Consider the following 15,779-nt stretch of genomic DNA (forward strand, 5'->3'; position numbering starts at 1 on the left):
GAGAGCAAAGCGAACATATCGGCCGCCGTTTGCTCGGAGGCCATACCCGAGTACTTGGATCCCTACACTCTTGAAACTAGACATACAGTCCGACAAAGACCACATCAGCCACTATCGGAGGTATCGTCGCGCAGGAATAGAGCAGCAAAAAGTGATTGACTGGTTCTAGGTCACTTACTCCGGATCTCATCCACGCCTGGAATCTCCCCACGAGCGAGTGAATCGAAGCCGTAGTACCCCACGAGAGCAACTACAACGAGTAACTGTACCGCCAACTGGACCATCACGACCGTCCCGACTGCAGCTTCGTCGATCACGCCATCAACGACGATCAGCTCCGGAGCAAGTGGCAGCAGTATATCCGCGGTGTTCACCATCGCGTGCAGCACCATCACAATCAGCACGCTGCCGGTGCCGTTGTACGCCCACGCGAGAATGACCGACAAGAGGATGACCTCGGGCAAACGATCGACATTCACCGCCAATCGACGCCGCACGACGAACTGATCGACCGACTCCAACAACACGACGGCCAGCCGTCGGTAGTGATTCTCGACGAGGCCGATCAACTCGAAGACCCGAGCCTCATTTATGATCTCCATAGTCTCCCGCAGTTCGCTATCATCTGCATTGCGAATAAGGAAGAGGAGTTATTCAGTCGTGTTGACGATCGGCTCCTCAGTCGGCTGCGCTCCAGTGAACACGTCCGGATGGGTAAATACCACAACGAGCAGCTGTTCGACATCCTCCGCGCTCGTGCGAAGTGGGGGTTGGATCCGGGCGTCGTCACCGACGAACAACTGTACCGGATTGCCGACGCCGCCGCCGGGGACGCCCGGCTTGCGATCGGGATCCTGCGGACTGCAGCGAGTACCGCCGACCGTGACGGCCACGAGCAACTCACTGACGAACTGCTGGTGGAGGCCGCTGATGACGCTCGTGCGCAGATCCGTCAGAAGAGTCTCGACTCACTCACGCCGCATCAGCGGATCGTCTACGACATCGTCAGCACCCACGGCTCGTTGAGTCCCAGTGAGATCCACGAGCGATACGCCGCGGATGTCGAAGACCCGCGGACGAAACGAACGGTCCGGTCGTATCTCTCGAAGATGACGCAGTACAATCTGCTGGAAGCGACCGGGTCGAGTCGTGACCGGGAATACGCGGTGCTCGATCACGCGTCGCCATCGCCCACCGATTGACACTGGGCCGATGCCGTCAAAGCAGAAATAATTCAGGACGCAGAAGATATATACTTGAATACGTCGTTGATTCAGGTGTGATGGACGACCCCGGCGAATTCACAGAGACTCGTGAGGTTTCGTCATCCGATGACCCGCCGGATTTCACCGAGCTCGACAGCCCAGAAGCGGTCCTAAAGGACCAACCCATCCGGGAACGGCTGTTTGACGTTATCCTCCAAGTCCGGGAGCCAACGAAGGTGTCCGTTATTGCGGATCGAGCAGACTGTGACACGGAGACGGCTCGGGACTATCTCGACTGGTTCGAGTCGATCGGGATCGTCCAAGAATATCCGGGACGCCCGACGCAGTACGAGCGCAACGACGCGTATTTCGAGTGGCGACGTGTTGAACAGATCCGGTCGACGCACTCGGACGAGGAGATACGCGTCGAACTCACCGAGGTACTTGATCAGTTGGCAGAGTATCGAGAGCGATTCGATGCGGAGCGTCCGGATGACGTCTCGCTCGTGGAACTGAGTCGAGACCTCTCAACCGAAGAGGCTTGGGAGGCGCTGTCCGAGTGGAAGACACTCCACCAGCGAGCAGAACTCTTGGATGCTGCGCGGCGCGACGACGGGCAATCGAGTGGGCAGGCTGGACGAATCGATGCCTGACGGTGCCGACGCTGGTACCGGTCCTGTTGATCCCGAAATTCTTGATCGGATCGCACAGCGGCTTGCAGCGAGTGCTCGATTTTCCACGGTTGCCGTACAGCCCGACTCCGCCCCGAATGCTGTCCTTGCTGATTTCGACCAGCGGTACTACCCAGCAATAGTCTCACGAGCATACTTACAGATTCGGTGGTTCACGACTGACGATTTCAGTATACACTACGTCGAGCAGTACACCGATGGCGACGTGTGGGAGTGCCGCTGGGATCGGCATCCGAACGACCACAACACGCGTGAGCATCTACACCCACCGCCGGACGCACCGACGCCTGGAACGGACGCGACATTTCCAACGGACTGGCGGGACGTGTTGACACGGGTTCTAAACCGGGTGGATGAGCGAATTCACGCGTTCTGGGAGTAATCCCGGAAACGACTCCGGAACTACCATATCCCGTCGAACCCGCTGATTACAACCCCAATCAGTTATGTTCCGTTGATTCCGGAATTCCGGAATTACCACGCAACGGCTTATCGGAACACGACTTGTCGACAGGGATATGGCCAATCGAATACCAGCCAGTAACAGATACGCTGTCCCCCGGAGGTGGGTCCGATGGGGACGCGACTGACGCACGTCTCGTTCGACATCGAGACGACCGGGTTCGAGACCACGGATCGTGTGACCGTCATCGGATTTGTAGTCCCGCTCGGGTGCCGTGTGTTCGTGAACACGGCGGGGCGACCAGTAGATGACACGGAACTCGAAGCGTCACTCGGTGACCGGTTCGAGACAAACATCCAACTCAGCACTCACGACGACGAATACGCGCTACTCGCAGCGGTTGCGGGGTTCGTTGCGGAGACGGTTGCCCCGCGGGAGTTCTTACTCGTTGCGTACAACGGGGAGCGATTCAACGGCGGGTTCGACTTACCGTTCCTCCGGACGCGGTACGCACAACAGGATCTCGCGTGGCCGTTCGATGGGCTGCCGTACGCGGATATCCTACCGCTCATCCAAGATCGGTTCAACACAACGGTTACAGGCGACGAACAGAACGATCTCGTGAGCGCGTACGACACGCTGATCGGCGGCGACCTCGGTGCCGACGATCCGTTCGACGAGAGTAGCGAAGCCGTGACCGCCTTCGAATCGGGTGCGTTCGAGCCGCTCGTCGCGCATAATCTGGCGGATATTCTTCGAACGAACGCGTTGGCGTCGCTCGCTGAACAGTACTGCGGGACCTCAGAATTCGACCTCAAGTCACTCACCCCGTCGGTCCGTGACCCGAACCTGTCGTCCCCGGACACGCCGGGACCGTAGTCACGGCACGTCGGTCAAGCGGTCCACGAAGCGGACCGGTTCCCGGAAACGACGCGAACGGGACAGACACCGACTGAGCGGGCGGCTGTGTCCTGTCGTGTTGATTTCGGAAACCACGGAACCGACACGCTGCGGCTTATGCGGATAGGCAGTGTCCCATCACGTATGCCTTACGCGAGGACACGCGGGGTACACGCAGCGAATCACGGGGAGCGACAGCCCGTTCGTGACGCCGATCGGAACCGAAGACTCGCCAGTGACGCAGAAACGGTGACGGATGAGGCCCTGTTCCCGTCGCTGAGCGATGGGATCACGCTCCTGGATATCGAAGACGAGCGCGGCGTCCCGGTCATCCAGTCGCTCGTTCTTGATCACCTGCTGGTGACGGACGGCCCGGCGTTCTGGGTGGATGCGAACGGGTACGCGACGACGACGTCGCTGGCGCGGCTCGCCCCGAGCCACCGAATCCTAGACCGGATTCACGTCGCCCGGGGGTTCACCCCGTACCAACATTACGGCATTATCTGTGACCTCCCGGCGACGGTGAATCACACACTCAGAGCGGCAGCGACCCAAACGGGAGGCGAACGCGACCAGACGTCCTCGCCAAGCCCTGCAGTACTGGTCGCACCGGCAGTTGACGCTCAGTACCGAGCGACCGACACGATGCGTGGTGAGGCTGCCGAGACACTGCTGGCGCGAGCACTGGCCCGACTCCGAGCGTACGCCGACGGGTACGACGTCCCGATAGTGGTGACGCGGTCGCAGCGAGATGCGTTTGCTGAACCGATCGAACGGATCGCTGACCGCCACATCACGTGTGAGCGGACGCGGTTCGGGCCACGATTCGTCGGTGAGGACTTCGAGACGCTCGTGTATCCCGTGGGGGACGGGGCGTACTACCAGACAACGTTCGCCTACTGGCGCCACGTCCTCACCGCCCGTGCTGAACAGTGCGGCGTCGAGCCGACTGGCCACCGAACGGAACCCGCTACTTCGACCGTCGGAACTGGTGTGACGGCGGACGGCACCCGAACGAGGCTCAACGCGGCTCCGTTACGTGAAGCGTGGTCGCACGCTGGCGGAGGTCGGTGACGATGGGGCGAACGAACCCGACGTACCGGGACGCGTTGCAGGCGATCGAAGATCAGTGGGCGACGTTCCGCCGGGCGCTCCGCCGTCGTGACCAGGCCCGGTTCGACCGGCTCTTCGAGTACGCCCGTGATCACGCCGACGCCAGCGGCCTGTTGAACCACCAGCAGCCACTCCTTTCGGCGCTGATCAGCATCGATCTTGAACAGGAAGCCCGACTCGACGACCACGACGACCGCCTCGCAGAACTCGAAGCAGCACTCGAAGCGATAGATCGAGAAGACGACGCGTGACCGGCGCCGGTTTTTGAGCGTTTACCCGTCCGGTTACGCATCCGATCACGTCGTAACAACTAGGAAACATACTTGCAGAACTTGCCCCAGATCAAAAGTTCGACAGAGCAGACCACCGACAAAGACTGCTAGTTGAAGTCCTCTCTGGTTATCGAATTTCCAGCGGTGAAATCCTTCCACGCCTTTGGATTTTGAATGCCCAACATATCCGTCATACTAACTCCGATACCTCCGGCACCAAAAGCGAAAAGCGGAATTGACCGGAAGTAGGCTCCGAGAAGTGCGATACACGGGAAAATTAGAACACCCCCAGCAGCTATCCGGACCTGTCGGTCGCTCATTTCGTGTGGTGTTCGAAAATCAACCTGAGTTGGGACCCCTAACCAATATCGTGAAAAGAAGGTGTTTCCTCCAAACAACCGTCCGAATAGAAGATGGATTAGTTCGTGGGAAAAGAGACCTGCCGCAGACAATACGAGAATCGTAGACACATCCAGAATGAGCTCGGTGTTCATCTGCTCTAATTCATTTGAGAAGTTCCCTCGTATAATGATCTGGGGGAAACTGGGGAAGGGATTATGAGTGGGTTGAACGCTGCTTGGCTTCAACCACGATGGATGAGACCCGTGTTCGATGATTTGTCTACTTAGAATATCAAAAAGCCCGCTTCTATTTGAGTTGGGTTCCGCTCGCGTTATGGTTTCTCGACGCCTCTGAGGGCAGTATGCCTACGATGGATTATGAGGCAGCGGCAGCACGAATACTCGCGTATGTTGAGTCTGCGGACCATATTCACCCGGAAAACAAGCAGTTGATCAAAGGCTATCATCGAGATATGCTGCTTGCCGACATTAGTGCCGCACAACAGCAGAAGGTCCTAGCTCACTTCAAGATCATAGCTGATCGCGTCGGTGACACACGGTTCGTGGATTTAGATAGAGACGACATCACCGAGTTAGTCGCGTGGCTGTATACCCGTGGAACAGCCCAATCAACAGTGGTCGATTACAAACAGGCGATCAAACAGTTCTGGAAATGGCTGAACAACGGTGAAGATCCTGAGGAGACCGAGTGGATCAAGCGCGGACCAATCGAGCAGAAACGGATTCTCCCACAGAGTCTGCTGACACCGAGAGACATTCAGTCGCTACTGAAAGCCTGTCATAATGAGCGCGATCGAGCGTTCATCGCAGTTCTCTGGGAAACCGGGGCTCGTATTGGGGAACTCATTGATTTGCAAGTGGGCGACATCGAACAGTCGGCACTCGGCAAGCAAATGGTCGTGTCCGGCAAAACCGGGTCGCGTCGATTGCTCCTGCTGGAATCCGACTCGTATCTCGACTCGTGGCTGGCAGTTCACCCAAATCGGCAAGCTGACGCCCCGTTATGGTGTAAGATCGACTTCAAACAGGGATCGCCTGACGAGACGATCAGCTACCAGTACATCAGGCTCCGGATCTTGGATAAAGCCAGAGAGAAGGCTGGAATCGACAAGCCAGTGAATCCTCATCACTTCAGGCACAGTCGTGCGACGTACTTAGCGAATCACCTGACAGAAGCACAGATGTGTACGTGGTTCGGGTGGGTGCCTGGGTCACGAGTGCCGGGAAGATACGTACACCTGTCAGGCCGTGATATTGACCAGGCATACGTGTCGATGCTGAACACCTCAGGGTACACGCGTCTGGTACAATCCGACGGATCAGAAGCCGGAACCCCAGCATCGTAAAGAAGGTGCGCAGGACTCTTCAACGAGTATTTCACAGTGATTTGGGATGCGCGTGCGTGCTGCGGAACCCGGAGCTACCGATGACCGGCATCCTCTGCGGCCAACAGTCGTTTGACCCAAGACGGGGTTTTTGATTGAAGGATCTCCTCAACGAACTATGAATCGACGACGGTACCTCGTTGCCTTGACGAGCATCCTCTCTCTAGCTGGCTGTACGGGCAGTCCGGGGGATCCCATAACGATGCTCGCCGTCAACGAAGACGACCAGTCCCATACCGTGACGGTCTGGGCTAACCAACGGGAGAACCTAGCCGTGGCAACCACGGTTGACGTACCGAGCAAGGACACCGCCGAACTCGGTCAAATGCCGTGGAAGAGCGGCCAGTACCGAGTAACGGTTCAACTGGACGGTGATATCGTTTTCGCCAGCGAATTTCGGTCCGATGAGTGGTTCAATCAACTCGACGTGTTCATCGACAGCGACGGATCAGTCGAGTTGAACCGAGGGCGCGCAGCGTGAACCACTAGCCTGTACTGAAGCATATCGATATTGCCCCCAAACCGCTTCTCAGAAGGGATTTCGGAAACTGCCGAAAGGATCGAAACCACCTGAGTGCTGGTGCTCTGTCCATTAAGCGGATTCTAGTGTGAGTCCACGGAAGCGACACGCGAGCGGCTATGTCACCGTGCCGTCTCTCCCACGGTAGAATGGTGGTGCTTCGGGACTGATGCCGTTCACGATCGATTTTCTCGATGATGGACGCGTGCTCGAATGGGAGTCTACACCGGATGGTGCGGTCGTCACTGAACGCGACGCGTACACACCCCAGTTCTTCGTTGGGACACGAGCACCAGACGCCGATCTTGATGTCACGACGCTTCGCGCCGTGTACGATCGCCACCCGGACGTCGTTGCAACTGAGGTCGTGTCTCGACGACCTGCATTCCGACGAGATTCCGAAGCCGTCCTTGCAGTCACAGTCGCACACGTTGATCAGGTCACGCCACTCGCCCGCCAGACACGGGAGGTATCGGACGCTCCGATCGGTGATCTCGCGTGTTTCAACGTCGACTTCTCCCGTGAGTTCCGGTACTGTCTCGAAACAGGGACGGACCCAACACCGAGTGGCGAACTAACGACGCTTCGACTCGGGGTGCCGCTACCGGAAACGACCGGTGACGTGTATTCCGAGCTGACCATCGACGGCGAAGACGTGACGGGACCACCGAGAGAGATCCTCACCGCGGTACAGGCAGCGGTTGACCGAGTCGATCCTGATGTCCTCGTCTGCTCGACGAGTCAGCTTATTCCGACGCTCTACGAGATGGCCGACCGCGCTGAGATCGACTCGTTCTCGTTGAGTCGCTGGGCAGACGTTGAGTACCAGCAGCTCGCGTCCCGGTCGACGTATGCGAGTTACGGTCGCGTCGGGCACTCACCGACGCGGTACAACGTTCCGGGCCGTGTGATCATCGACGAGTCGAACACGTTCTTCTACGGCGAAACGAATCTCGACGGTGTCGTCGATCTCGTCTCCCGGTCGCACAAACCGCTCCAAGAGGCGGCCTGGGCTTCGATTGGAAATATCCTCACCGCTATCCAGGTGCGTACAGCGCACGACCGCGGGGTGTTGGTGCCGTGGCACTCCTGGCGGCACGAACAGTTCAAGTCGATGCGGACACTCCACGACGCGGACCGTGGCGGCTTCATTTTCGCCCCCGAGGTCGGGGTCCACGAGGACGTTCACGAACTCGATTTTTCCAGCCTGTATCCGAACATCATCTGCACGCGAAACGTCTCCCCCGATGTCATCCGGTGTGAATGCCACCGAGATCGTTCAGACGTGCCCGAACTCGACTATGCGATCTGCGACGAGCAAGGATACCTCGTCGACGTACTCCAACCACTCATCGACGCGCGTGATGAAATTAAAACTGAAATCCAGGACGAACAGGAACGAAACAGTCCTGACGGGAATCGCATCGCAGCGCTCGAAGGGCGGTCAGCCGCGTTGAAATGGATTCTCGTCGCGTGCTTCGGGTATCAAGGATTCAACAACGCGAAGTTCGGACGGATCGAATGCCACGAAGCCATCAACGCCTTCGCTCGTGAGATTCTCCTCACGGCGAAAGCACAGCTCGAAGACGGCGGGTGGCGGGTCGTCCACGGCATCGTCGATTCGATCTGGGTGACACCCGATCCCGACACCGCCGACGCGAACCGCACACCGATCAGTGAACTGGCGGCGACGATTACTGACGCCGTGGACATCCGACTGGAGCACGAGGCCCACTACGAGTGGGTCGCGTTCGTCCCGCAGCGCGACCGTAACGTCGGCGCATTAACGAAGTACTTCGGAAAAATCACTGGCGAAGATGCGTACAAAATCCGGGGGATCGAAGCCCGGCAACGATCCACACCGCCGTTTATTGCCGACACGCAGCGAGCGTGTCTCGAACAGTTCGACGCGACCCGGTCACCCGAAGCGGTGCTCACGGTGCTTGCTGACGCGCTCAGCGACCTCTATGAGGGCAGGGTTGCGGGTGAACGCCTCGTCGAGACGAACAGTGTCTCCAAGCCGATCGACGGGTACACCCAAGACACGCGAACCGTCGCTGCGCTCAAACGCGCTCGTGAACACGGACTCGCCGTCCACCCCGGGCAAGACATCGAATACATCGTTGTTGACGACGAGCGGACGTCTCGTGACCGGGTTGCTCTCGCACACGAAGATATCGAGACGTACGACGCGGACTACTACGGAACGCAACTCATCCGTGCTGCCGAAAGTATTCTCTCCCCACTCGGCTGGACCCGACAGGAGATCCGTCGCTCCCTGCGGAACACGCGTGACACCGAGTTGGCACAGTATACGTAGGAACGACCCGATCTGGACAGCAGTTAGATGAGTTACGGTGACGTCTATCGTTAAGAAGCAAAATCCCAGAAGGGAAAGGTCGTTTTGGGCTTTAGGGAATCGTGTGAAAGCCTCTAAAGGAACTCCAAACGGCCCGCCAGGATCTCACCGATGCTCGAAATGAGGGGATTGAAGAGTTGAACACACACCTCGGGAATGTCAGAGTATCGCTGCACAGCCAGTCTAACCGGAGTGAGTACATCGTCTGGATAAATCACGTGCTGGAAGGTTCAGGGGTCTGGACGGAGCATAAAGAGCAAATCACTGAGGCTATCGACCCGCCGGAATTGGCTGAAATCGTTCGTAACAACGACACCGAAACTCTGAGTGATATTGCTGATGTCACCCCAACGACGGCGGAAAATTTCGTCTCTCACGACGATCTCGTTGAGCAATTAACCAAATTGGAGCTTTTCGAGATCCACGATCGCCCTGTTATTGAACTCAATGACGGCGGTTGGAAAGAACTAACCGAGATGTCCGATAGGCAGCAATGTACCGGCCTCCTCTCCATCGCTATGATTGAGCGAGATGTGCCGCTGATCATAGACCAACCGGAGGATATGCTTGACAACAAATTCATCTTCACGGACGTGGTGGACATTCTCCGTTCGATTAAGCAGGACCGTCAAGTCATCACGGCAACTCACAACGCGAATATCCCAATTTGTAGGCGATGCTGAGCAAATTATTGTGATGAGATCTAACGGGCGTGCTGGTTTCTATCGGAACTGTGGCTCCATCGACGACGATGAGATCAAAGCCCTTGCACAGGATATTCTGGAGGGCGGCGAAATGGCCTTCAAAAGACGGAGAGAGATGTATCACCGGGTCGTCTAGAGATTGTTGGGACGCTCGTTTGTCTAGGTGATATTCTGTAAGTTACAAATCATTTATACGGCAGTCGCCGGATAGTTTGATCATCAATGAAAGCAGACACGCTAGATCTAAAGGACATTTTTCGCAAGGACACGAAATACGTAGTCACACGGTTTCAACGCCCATACGTCTGGAATCAAGAAGAACACTGGCAGTTGCTGTGGGAAGATCTCCGGCTCGTCGTCGATGACTTGATGTAACGACAGGCGGAGGCCACAGACAAGTTCGAACGGAATGAGGCACAATTGGAGACGTCGCCACACTTCCTTGGCGCCATTAGATGTCGTTGATGAACGACGCGAACTCGAAACACTGGCAGAACGACTGATGGACGTCGCCTAATGTGTCCGTCGGTATGTGATCGTGGTGAGAGTAACTATTCGTCCCAACAGAGATACCACCGGCCGTGTGAGAACTCGCTCTAAACGTCTTTCCAACGTCGTTGTTAGGAAGGGTTTGCCGAGGATGTTGTCGAGAATTCTCGCCAACGACGCTAACTCTCGCCGTATTAGCGAAGGAAGCGAAGTGAAACTAGTTCACCCCAGACTAACGAAGTGTTATTTACAGAACTACTCCTCGTGAATTTCCGTGATGACCTAGCGAGTTTTCACACCCTTCGTCAATCCCCGCTGTGTTCCCACAGGCGGCTGATGAGGCTTGCCAACAACGACGTTGGATAGGCTGATTTTCATTGAGATCCTCCGACATCGGATTCGTGTGCGGCGCTTGGAGTGTGATCCACCTCATCGAACTCAGCGTCGTGAGAGACAGTCTCAGTACTGTATACGGCTGCCATTGACTCTCGGAACGATTGCTTTGGGGCAGCGAGCACGTTCGGACGACCCGATCGGAATCGGATCTCTGCGTGGTCACACTCCTCAATCTCTGCACAGTCACAATCATCGAACGTCGAGAGATGTGCGACATCGCGCATCGCCCGCGCGATGACTTGTGATCTACTTGCCTTCTTGACGCCACTCAGAAGATTCTCAGCGTCCTCGTCAAACTTCCCGAGGAGAACCTCCTCGGCTGCGCCTGAGGTCAACGTGTACATCTGACCGGACGCGTCTACCTTGGTTGCTTCATCGTTGACGACACGCTCGACGAATTCTCCGTAGAGACGAGCAGCTCGCTCTTGAGTCTCTCCCAGCGCATGACCTGCACCGGTTATCAGATCCCCCCACATACGGTGGATCGGCAGCATCTGTTCCCGATCACCACCCAAGCGGAGATTCTCACCGTTGCCGGTGATGGCTGATTGTAGCTCTCCGATACGTCTATTGTTCTTATCGAGCATTACGCCTGCAGGCGATCCTGCGAGCGTTATGTCTTTGAAATCGGCCTCCTCGGGATCGGTGTCACCGAGCGTCCCGATGAGTGCTTCGAGCGCCTCTACGCGTTCTTCCAACTCACGGAGGCGGGACACTTCCGCCTCGTGTTCTCCTTGACTGGGTTCATCTGGCGCGTCCGAACTCGCACCCATCAGAGATCACCTCCTTGATGAGTGCACGTGAACTGCGTATCGCGTCGGAACGCCGGACGCACCGCTGTTCGATTCGTGGTTTCTGAGAAAGATTTACCTGCGGTTAGTAGCGGCAATACCTTCCGCAGTACTTTTATATGATATGGGGTCGGAGGGATTTGAACCCCCGATCGACTGATATCTCCGGTACGCGCCTCGGTACTCCAGAGGGTCGTCGTCGCGACCGATGATCAGTCGGCCGCTCGGTATATCAGTCTGGAGTGTCGTCACCGGGCGCAAAGCCTCTGGAGTCAGTCGCCATGCCGGGCTTGGCCACGACCCCTGGTACGCACTCGTCCGTATGCCGATACCGCATAAAGGAATTACGATCGGTCGCCGGTCACACGAGGCGATCGGAGACGGTCACCGATCCGTATCAGCCCACGAGCACTCCTGACACTTGTACGCCGTCACGAACTCCGTCACGCTCGGCATATACCCGACCGAGAGGACGTTCTCGCCGCACTCCGGGCAGTCCATCTCGGCGTCTTCGATCGCTTCGGCTTCCATCGGCCGCTCACCCTCGACGAGTTCGGCGAGCCGCTCGGGCGTGACCATCCGTCCTTCGACGACGCGGTTGCTCATACGCTGGGAAAGACGCGGAGGGTGGTAAATGCGTCGCGGGAGCGCCCCCTACAGCCAGGGCGCTCTGGAGCCGTTGGCCTCGGAGTAGCCGTACCCGACGTCGCTGTCCGAACCGCCGACGTCGTCAGCGTCCTGGTCGTCGACATCGGCGTCGGAGTCGTCGGGGTCGCCGCCGTCGGCGACGGCCGCACTCGACGCCGAGGCGGGGTCAGCCTCCGACGGGGCGACTTCCTCGTCCCCGATCGGCCCCGCCGAGGGGTCGTAGGCGAAAAGCGCGGTGACGCCCAGCACGCCCAGGGCGACGGGGGCTTCCGTGGGGAGGAGGCCCAGCACGTCGATCGCGAGCATTCCGAGGGCGACAGAACTCCCGAAGCGGAAGCGGTCGATGTCCACCGCACCGCGGAGCTGCGGCGCGGCGAGCGCGACCGCGAGGGCGAACGCGACGCCCACGCCCGCGGCCGCGACAGCCGGTGCGACCGTCGAGACGTTCGGTTCGAGGGACAGCGCGGCGCCGTTGATGTCGACGCTGGCGACCAGCCCGAGGCCGATGATGATGCTCGGCGAGGGGAGATACTCTCCCACCTTCGCGGAGGCCGTCTTCGCCGCGACGGCGAGGATGACCAGTCCCGCGAATCGGTGGAATACCTCGAAGTTCAGGACGGCCTTCAGCGTCTCCGCGAAGAGCGCTTCGACCCCCGCGAGAGGCAGCAGCACGGCGCCGAGGATGAGGATGGCCGTGACCTGTTCGCGGCGCGTCCCCTCCATCTCCGCGAGGATGACCGCGACCGTGGCCGATCCGCCGAAGATCAGCAGCCCGGTCTCGATGATACCGAGCGGGCTGGACAGTGCACCCGCAATGATGAGTGCGGGGAAGATACCGTCGACGAGCGGTAGGGCCATCACCGTCGCGAGGAGCTTGGTCGCCCCACCTACCTGCTGCTCTAAGCGGAGTGCGACGGGGTGACGTGAAACGCTCATCCGGGACTAGCGGCCGTCACCATCGGCCGAACGGCGATATGGGCGCAAACCCGACGGCGCGGCGCCGCGGGCGCTCCCGAGCACTCCGAGCGAATCGTGCGTGGGGAACCAGTTCCCACGTTTGAAATTCTGCATCGCTGTAAATGTAAAGGTGGCATCGTGGTGGTCGATCGGCTGACCCGCGATGCGCGATGCAGAGGGACACTCGGAGTCCATACCTAGATTCACTCGGAGCGGGATATTAAACGTTGTGTGGGACGAGTGCCCACGGATCTTGGCCTCTTTCAGCAGACTGCCGGAAGAACCGTCGGTCTTCGAGAAAGGCCGGGGGTTATTCGACGAACCGGTGACTAAGTCCGCAAATGGCGGCGAGGAGCGACGATCTCCTTGGAGGATTCTCAGCGGACGGCCCTCCGGCCGCTCCGACGGCCTCGAGAACAACATATATCCACGATCGTGCGGATTCCGGGTCGATACGTGGCAACGATCAACAGGGCCGTGGTGTCTCGCAACGCTTTTGTCGGTCGCCCCGGGACCGTTTATATGGCGAACGACGTTCCCGAACACGGTTCATTCTCGGAGAAACTGCAGGTGCCGGAGGCGCTGACGTTCGACGACGTGCTGCTTCGACCGAAAGAGAGTCGCGTCGAACCCGACGCCGCGGACGTCTCGACGCGAGTCTCGAAAAACGTCGAACTGAACATCCCGATCCTCTCGGCGGCGATGGACACTGTCACCGAAGGGGAAATGGCAGTCGCGATGGCCCGCGAAGGCGGTCTCGGGGTGCTCCATCGGAATATGGACGTCGAGCGAATGGTCGCCGAGATCGAACGCGTCAAGCGCGCCGACGAGCTGGTGATCCGCCGCGAGAACGTCGTGACTGCGAACCCCGAGCAGACGGTCCGAGAGGTCGACGAGATGATGGAGCGGGAAGGCGTCTCGGGGGCGCCCGTCGTCGACGACGACGACACCGTGCTCGGTATCATCTCGGCGACGGACATCCGCCCGTATCTGGAGGTCGGCGAGGCCGACGAAGTGCGCGAGGCGATGACCGACGAGGTCATCACCGCGTTACGCGACGTCGGCGCCCGCGAGGCGCTCGAACTGATGTACGACCACAAGATCGAGCGCGTCCCGATCGTCGACGACGAAGAGCAACTGGTCGGCCTCGTGACGATGCAGGGAATCTTACAGCGCCGCGAGCACGAGAACGCCGCGCGCGACGAGGACGGGCGACTGCGCGTGGGAGCCGCCGTCGGCCCCTTCGAGGCTGCCCGCGCCGAGGCCGCCGACGAGGCCGGCGCCGACATCATGTTCATCGACTGTGCGCACGCGCACAACCTCGATGTCCTCGACAGCGCCCGGGAAATCAAAGCGACAGTCGACGCCGACGTCGTCGTCGGCAATATCGGCACCCGCGAGGCGGCCGAAGCCGCCGCCGACTTCGCGGACGGAGTGAAAGTCGGTATCGGTCCCGGCTCGATCTGTACCACACGCGTCGTCTCCGGCGCGGGGATGCCACAGATCACCGCAATCGCGGAGGTTGCAGACGTCGCCGCGCCCGAGGGCGTGCCCGTCATCGCCGACGGCGGAATCCGTTACTCCGGCGACGCGATCAAGGCTATCGCGGCCGGGGCGGACGCGGTGATGCTCGGCTCGTACTTTGCCGGCACCAGGGAGGCGCCCGGGCGTGTCATCACGATGAACGGCAAGAAGTACAAGCAGTACCGCGGGATGGGCTCGGTCGGGGCGATGAAATCCGGGGGCGGCGAACGGTACCTCAAAGACACCGAGGAGGACGACGAGTTCGTGCCTGAGGGTGTCGAAGCCGCGACCCCGTACAAGGGAACCCTGGCGTCGGAGATTCACCAGCTCGTCGGCGGGATGCGGTCCGGGATGGGCTACGTCGGCGCAGAGACGATTCCGGCGTTCAAAACCCGCTCGGAGTTCGTCCGCGTCTCCAGTGCCGGCCAGACCGAGGGCCACCCCCACGACGTGATGATCACCGACGAAGCGCCGAACTACAGCCCGAAGGGGAACTAGCTTGATACTGATTACTCTCGTCTCTTCCCGCAGAGGTCCGCCAACGAGGGTGGCGCTCGGCGGGAAACAGTGAGAGTAATCAGTATGACCGACCCACGCCGGGAGCGTGCAAGGGGTATCTTGATATACCCCCGCACGTCATTCCTTTGTATCGGTGTCCCCGAAACACCGGGTATCCATCTATGAGCGATGATCTGCCGCTGGTGCTCGTCGTCGAAGACGAGCCGGACCTCGCTGACTTATACGCAACGTGGCTCCGAGGCGAGTATCGCGTCCGCGTCGCCTACGGGGGACGCGAGGCGCTCGAAAAGCTCGACGACGAAGTCGAAGTCGTCCTTCTCGACCGGCGGATGCCGGATCTCTCGGGTGACGAAGCCCTCAAGGAGATCCGAGAGCGCGGCTTCGACTGCCGCGTCGCGATGGTCACGGCGGTCGAACCCGACTTGCCTTGTTGAACGCAAGACAACGACGGGGTAGGGTCGATTGTTTGTAGTCTCACGCCATCAGAGGCAGGTATGTGGAGTCAGAAGATGCAGTAGCCGTCACTCACGGTGGTTGTCG

At 59.1% G+C, this 15,779-nt stretch carries 15 protein-coding genes, 1 tRNA gene and 3 pseudogenes; 12 read left to right on the plus strand and 7 right to left on the minus strand.

The window, feature by feature from the left end:
- Positions 1–170 precede the first annotated feature (170 nt).
- Positions 171–527, minus strand: coding sequence for a CPBP family intramembrane glutamic endopeptidase (locus tag RJT48_RS20705; protein WP_345784775.1), 357 nt, complete (start codon positions 525–527; stop codon positions 171–173).
- Between RJT48_RS20705 and RJT48_RS20480 the strand changes: the two are divergent.
- From RJT48_RS20480 to RJT48_RS20505, 6 genes and pseudogenes are all read left to right on the plus strand, one after another.
- Positions 450–1,202 (plus strand): annotated as a pseudogene (locus RJT48_RS20480) (Cdc6/Cdc18 family protein); the annotation flags it as partial. The gene RJT48_RS20705 and the pseudogene RJT48_RS20480 overlap by 78 nt on opposite strands.
- Positions 1,203–1,282: 80 nt before the next feature.
- Positions 1,283–1,858, plus strand: coding sequence for a DUF7342 family protein (locus tag RJT48_RS20485; protein ID WP_311174222.1), 576 nt, complete (start codon positions 1,283–1,285; stop codon positions 1,856–1,858).
- The gene (locus tag RJT48_RS20490) at positions 1,851–2,279 is read left to right on the plus strand and encodes a toxin-antitoxin system TumE family protein (RefSeq protein ID WP_311174223.1); all 429 of its coding nucleotides are present in this window, start codon (positions 1,851–1,853) and stop codon (positions 2,277–2,279) included. The genes RJT48_RS20485 and RJT48_RS20490 overlap by 8 nt, the downstream gene beginning before the upstream one ends.
- Positions 2,280–2,471: 192 nt before the next feature.
- Positions 2,472–3,179 (plus strand): hypothetical protein, encoded by a 708-nt coding sequence (locus RJT48_RS20495; protein WP_311174224.1) that lies wholly within the window; start codon positions 2,472–2,474, stop codon positions 3,177–3,179.
- Between the two features lie 165 nt (positions 3,180–3,344).
- A complete protein-coding gene (locus tag RJT48_RS20500) occupies positions 3,345–4,274 on the plus strand; it encodes a hypothetical protein (protein WP_311174225.1) in 930 nt (309 codons plus the stop codon).
- Between the two features lie 2 nt (positions 4,275–4,276).
- Positions 4,277–4,564: a DUF8156 family protein gene (locus tag RJT48_RS20505; protein ID WP_311174226.1), complete on the plus strand. Its 288-nt coding sequence runs from the start codon at positions 4,277–4,279 to the stop codon at positions 4,562–4,564.
- Between the two features lie 128 nt (positions 4,565–4,692).
- On the opposite strand, the gene RJT48_RS20510 is transcribed toward RJT48_RS20505, so the two are convergent.
- Entirely contained in the window at positions 4,693–5,079 is a 387-nt protein-coding gene (locus RJT48_RS20510; RefSeq protein WP_311174227.1) for a hypothetical protein, read from the minus strand.
- Between the two features lie 218 nt (positions 5,080–5,297).
- On the opposite strand from RJT48_RS20510, the gene RJT48_RS20515 reads away from it, so the two are divergent.
- The 4 genes and pseudogenes from RJT48_RS20515 to RJT48_RS20530 form a co-directional block, all read left to right on the plus strand.
- A complete protein-coding gene (locus tag RJT48_RS20515) occupies positions 5,298–6,293 on the plus strand; it encodes a tyrosine-type recombinase/integrase (RefSeq protein ID WP_311174228.1) in 996 nt (331 codons plus the stop codon).
- A gap of 157 nt (positions 6,294–6,450) precedes the next feature.
- Entirely contained in the window at positions 6,451–6,813 is a 363-nt protein-coding gene (locus tag RJT48_RS20520; protein ID WP_311174229.1) for an Ig-like domain-containing protein, read from the plus strand.
- Positions 6,814–7,021: 208 nt separating this feature from the next.
- Entirely contained in the window at positions 7,022–9,172 is a 2,151-nt protein-coding gene (locus tag RJT48_RS20525) for a type B DNA-directed DNA polymerase (RefSeq protein WP_311174230.1), read from the plus strand.
- A 116-nt stretch (positions 9,173–9,288) separates the two neighbouring features.
- Positions 9,289–10,051, plus strand: a pseudogene (locus RJT48_RS20530) (TrlF family ATPase); the annotation flags it as partial.
- Positions 10,052–10,778: 727 nt separating this feature from the next.
- Here the strand turns inward: RJT48_RS20530 and RJT48_RS20535 are convergent.
- The 5 genes from RJT48_RS20535 to RJT48_RS20555 form a co-directional block, all read right to left on the minus strand.
- On the minus strand, positions 10,779–11,573 hold the full coding sequence (locus RJT48_RS20535) for a hypothetical protein (protein WP_311174232.1): 795 nt from the start codon (positions 11,571–11,573) through the stop codon (positions 10,779–10,781).
- A gap of 143 nt (positions 11,574–11,716) precedes the next feature.
- A tRNA-Trp gene (locus RJT48_RS20540) sits at positions 11,717–11,895 on the minus strand.
- A gap of 80 nt (positions 11,896–11,975) precedes the next feature.
- Positions 11,976–12,197: a DUF5795 family protein gene (locus RJT48_RS20545; RefSeq protein ID WP_311174233.1), complete on the minus strand. Its 222-nt coding sequence runs from the start codon at positions 12,195–12,197 to the stop codon at positions 11,976–11,978.
- A gap of 48 nt (positions 12,198–12,245) precedes the next feature.
- Positions 12,246–13,175: a DUF5794 domain-containing protein gene (locus tag RJT48_RS20550; protein WP_311174234.1), complete on the minus strand. Its 930-nt coding sequence runs from the start codon at positions 13,173–13,175 to the stop codon at positions 12,246–12,248.
- Positions 13,176–13,181: 6 nt separating this feature from the next.
- A complete protein-coding gene (locus RJT48_RS20555; protein WP_311174235.1) occupies positions 13,182–13,391 on the minus strand; it encodes a DUF8099 family protein in 210 nt (69 codons plus the stop codon).
- Positions 13,392–13,718: 327 nt separating this feature from the next.
- Between RJT48_RS20555 and guaB the strand changes: the two genes are divergently transcribed.
- Both guaB and RJT48_RS20565 read left to right on the plus strand, forming a co-directional pair.
- A complete protein-coding gene (gene guaB, locus RJT48_RS20560) occupies positions 13,719–15,218 on the plus strand; it encodes an IMP dehydrogenase (protein WP_311174236.1) in 1,500 nt (499 codons plus the stop codon).
- Between the two features lie 182 nt (positions 15,219–15,400).
- A pseudogene (locus RJT48_RS20565) lies at positions 15,401–15,661 on the plus strand (response regulator transcription factor); the annotation flags it as partial.
- Between the last annotated feature and the right edge of the window lie 118 nt (positions 15,662–15,779).

It is taken from the genome of Halobellus ordinarius (assembly GCF_031823395.1).
Classification (GTDB): Archaea; Halobacteriota; Halobacteria; order Halobacteriales; family Haloferacaceae; genus Haloquadratum; species Haloquadratum ordinarius.

Excerpts from the sequence above, each read along its gene's own strand:
- RJT48_RS20485 (WP_311174222.1), top strand. The coding sequence starts at position 1,283 with ATGGACGACCCCGGCGAATTCACAGAGACTCGTGAGGTTTCGTCATCC.
- RJT48_RS20490 (WP_311174223.1), top strand. The coding sequence starts at position 1,851 with ATGCCTGACGGTGCCGACGCTGGTACCGGTCCTGTTGATCCCGAAATT.
- RJT48_RS20495 (WP_311174224.1), top strand. The coding sequence starts at position 2,472 with ATGGGGACGCGACTGACGCACGTCTCGTTCGACATCGAGACGACCGGG.
- RJT48_RS20500 (WP_311174225.1), top strand. The coding sequence starts at position 3,345 with ATGCCTTACGCGAGGACACGCGGGGTACACGCAGCGAATCACGGGGAG.
- RJT48_RS20505 (WP_311174226.1), top strand. The coding sequence starts at position 4,277 with ATGGGGCGAACGAACCCGACGTACCGGGACGCGTTGCAGGCGATCGAA.
- RJT48_RS20510 (WP_311174227.1), bottom strand. The coding sequence starts at position 5,079 with ATGAACACCGAGCTCATTCTGGATGTGTCTACGATTCTCGTATTGTCT.
- RJT48_RS20515 (WP_311174228.1), top strand. The coding sequence starts at position 5,298 with ATGGATTATGAGGCAGCGGCAGCACGAATACTCGCGTATGTTGAGTCT.
- RJT48_RS20520 (WP_311174229.1), top strand. The coding sequence starts at position 6,451 with ATGAATCGACGACGGTACCTCGTTGCCTTGACGAGCATCCTCTCTCTA.
- RJT48_RS20525 (WP_311174230.1), top strand. The coding sequence starts at position 7,022 with ATGCCGTTCACGATCGATTTTCTCGATGATGGACGCGTGCTCGAATGG.
- RJT48_RS20535 (WP_311174232.1), bottom strand. The coding sequence starts at position 11,573 with ATGGGTGCGAGTTCGGACGCGCCAGATGAACCCAGTCAAGGAGAACAC.
- RJT48_RS20545 (WP_311174233.1), bottom strand. The coding sequence starts at position 12,197 with ATGAGCAACCGCGTCGTCGAAGGACGGATGGTCACGCCCGAGCGGCTC.
- RJT48_RS20550 (WP_311174234.1), bottom strand. The coding sequence starts at position 13,175 with ATGAGCGTTTCACGTCACCCCGTCGCACTCCGCTTAGAGCAGCAGGTA.
- RJT48_RS20555 (WP_311174235.1), bottom strand. The coding sequence starts at position 13,391 with ATGGACTCCGAGTGTCCCTCTGCATCGCGCATCGCGGGTCAGCCGATC.
- guaB (WP_311174236.1), top strand. The coding sequence starts at position 13,719 with ATGGCGAACGACGTTCCCGAACACGGTTCATTCTCGGAGAAACTGCAG.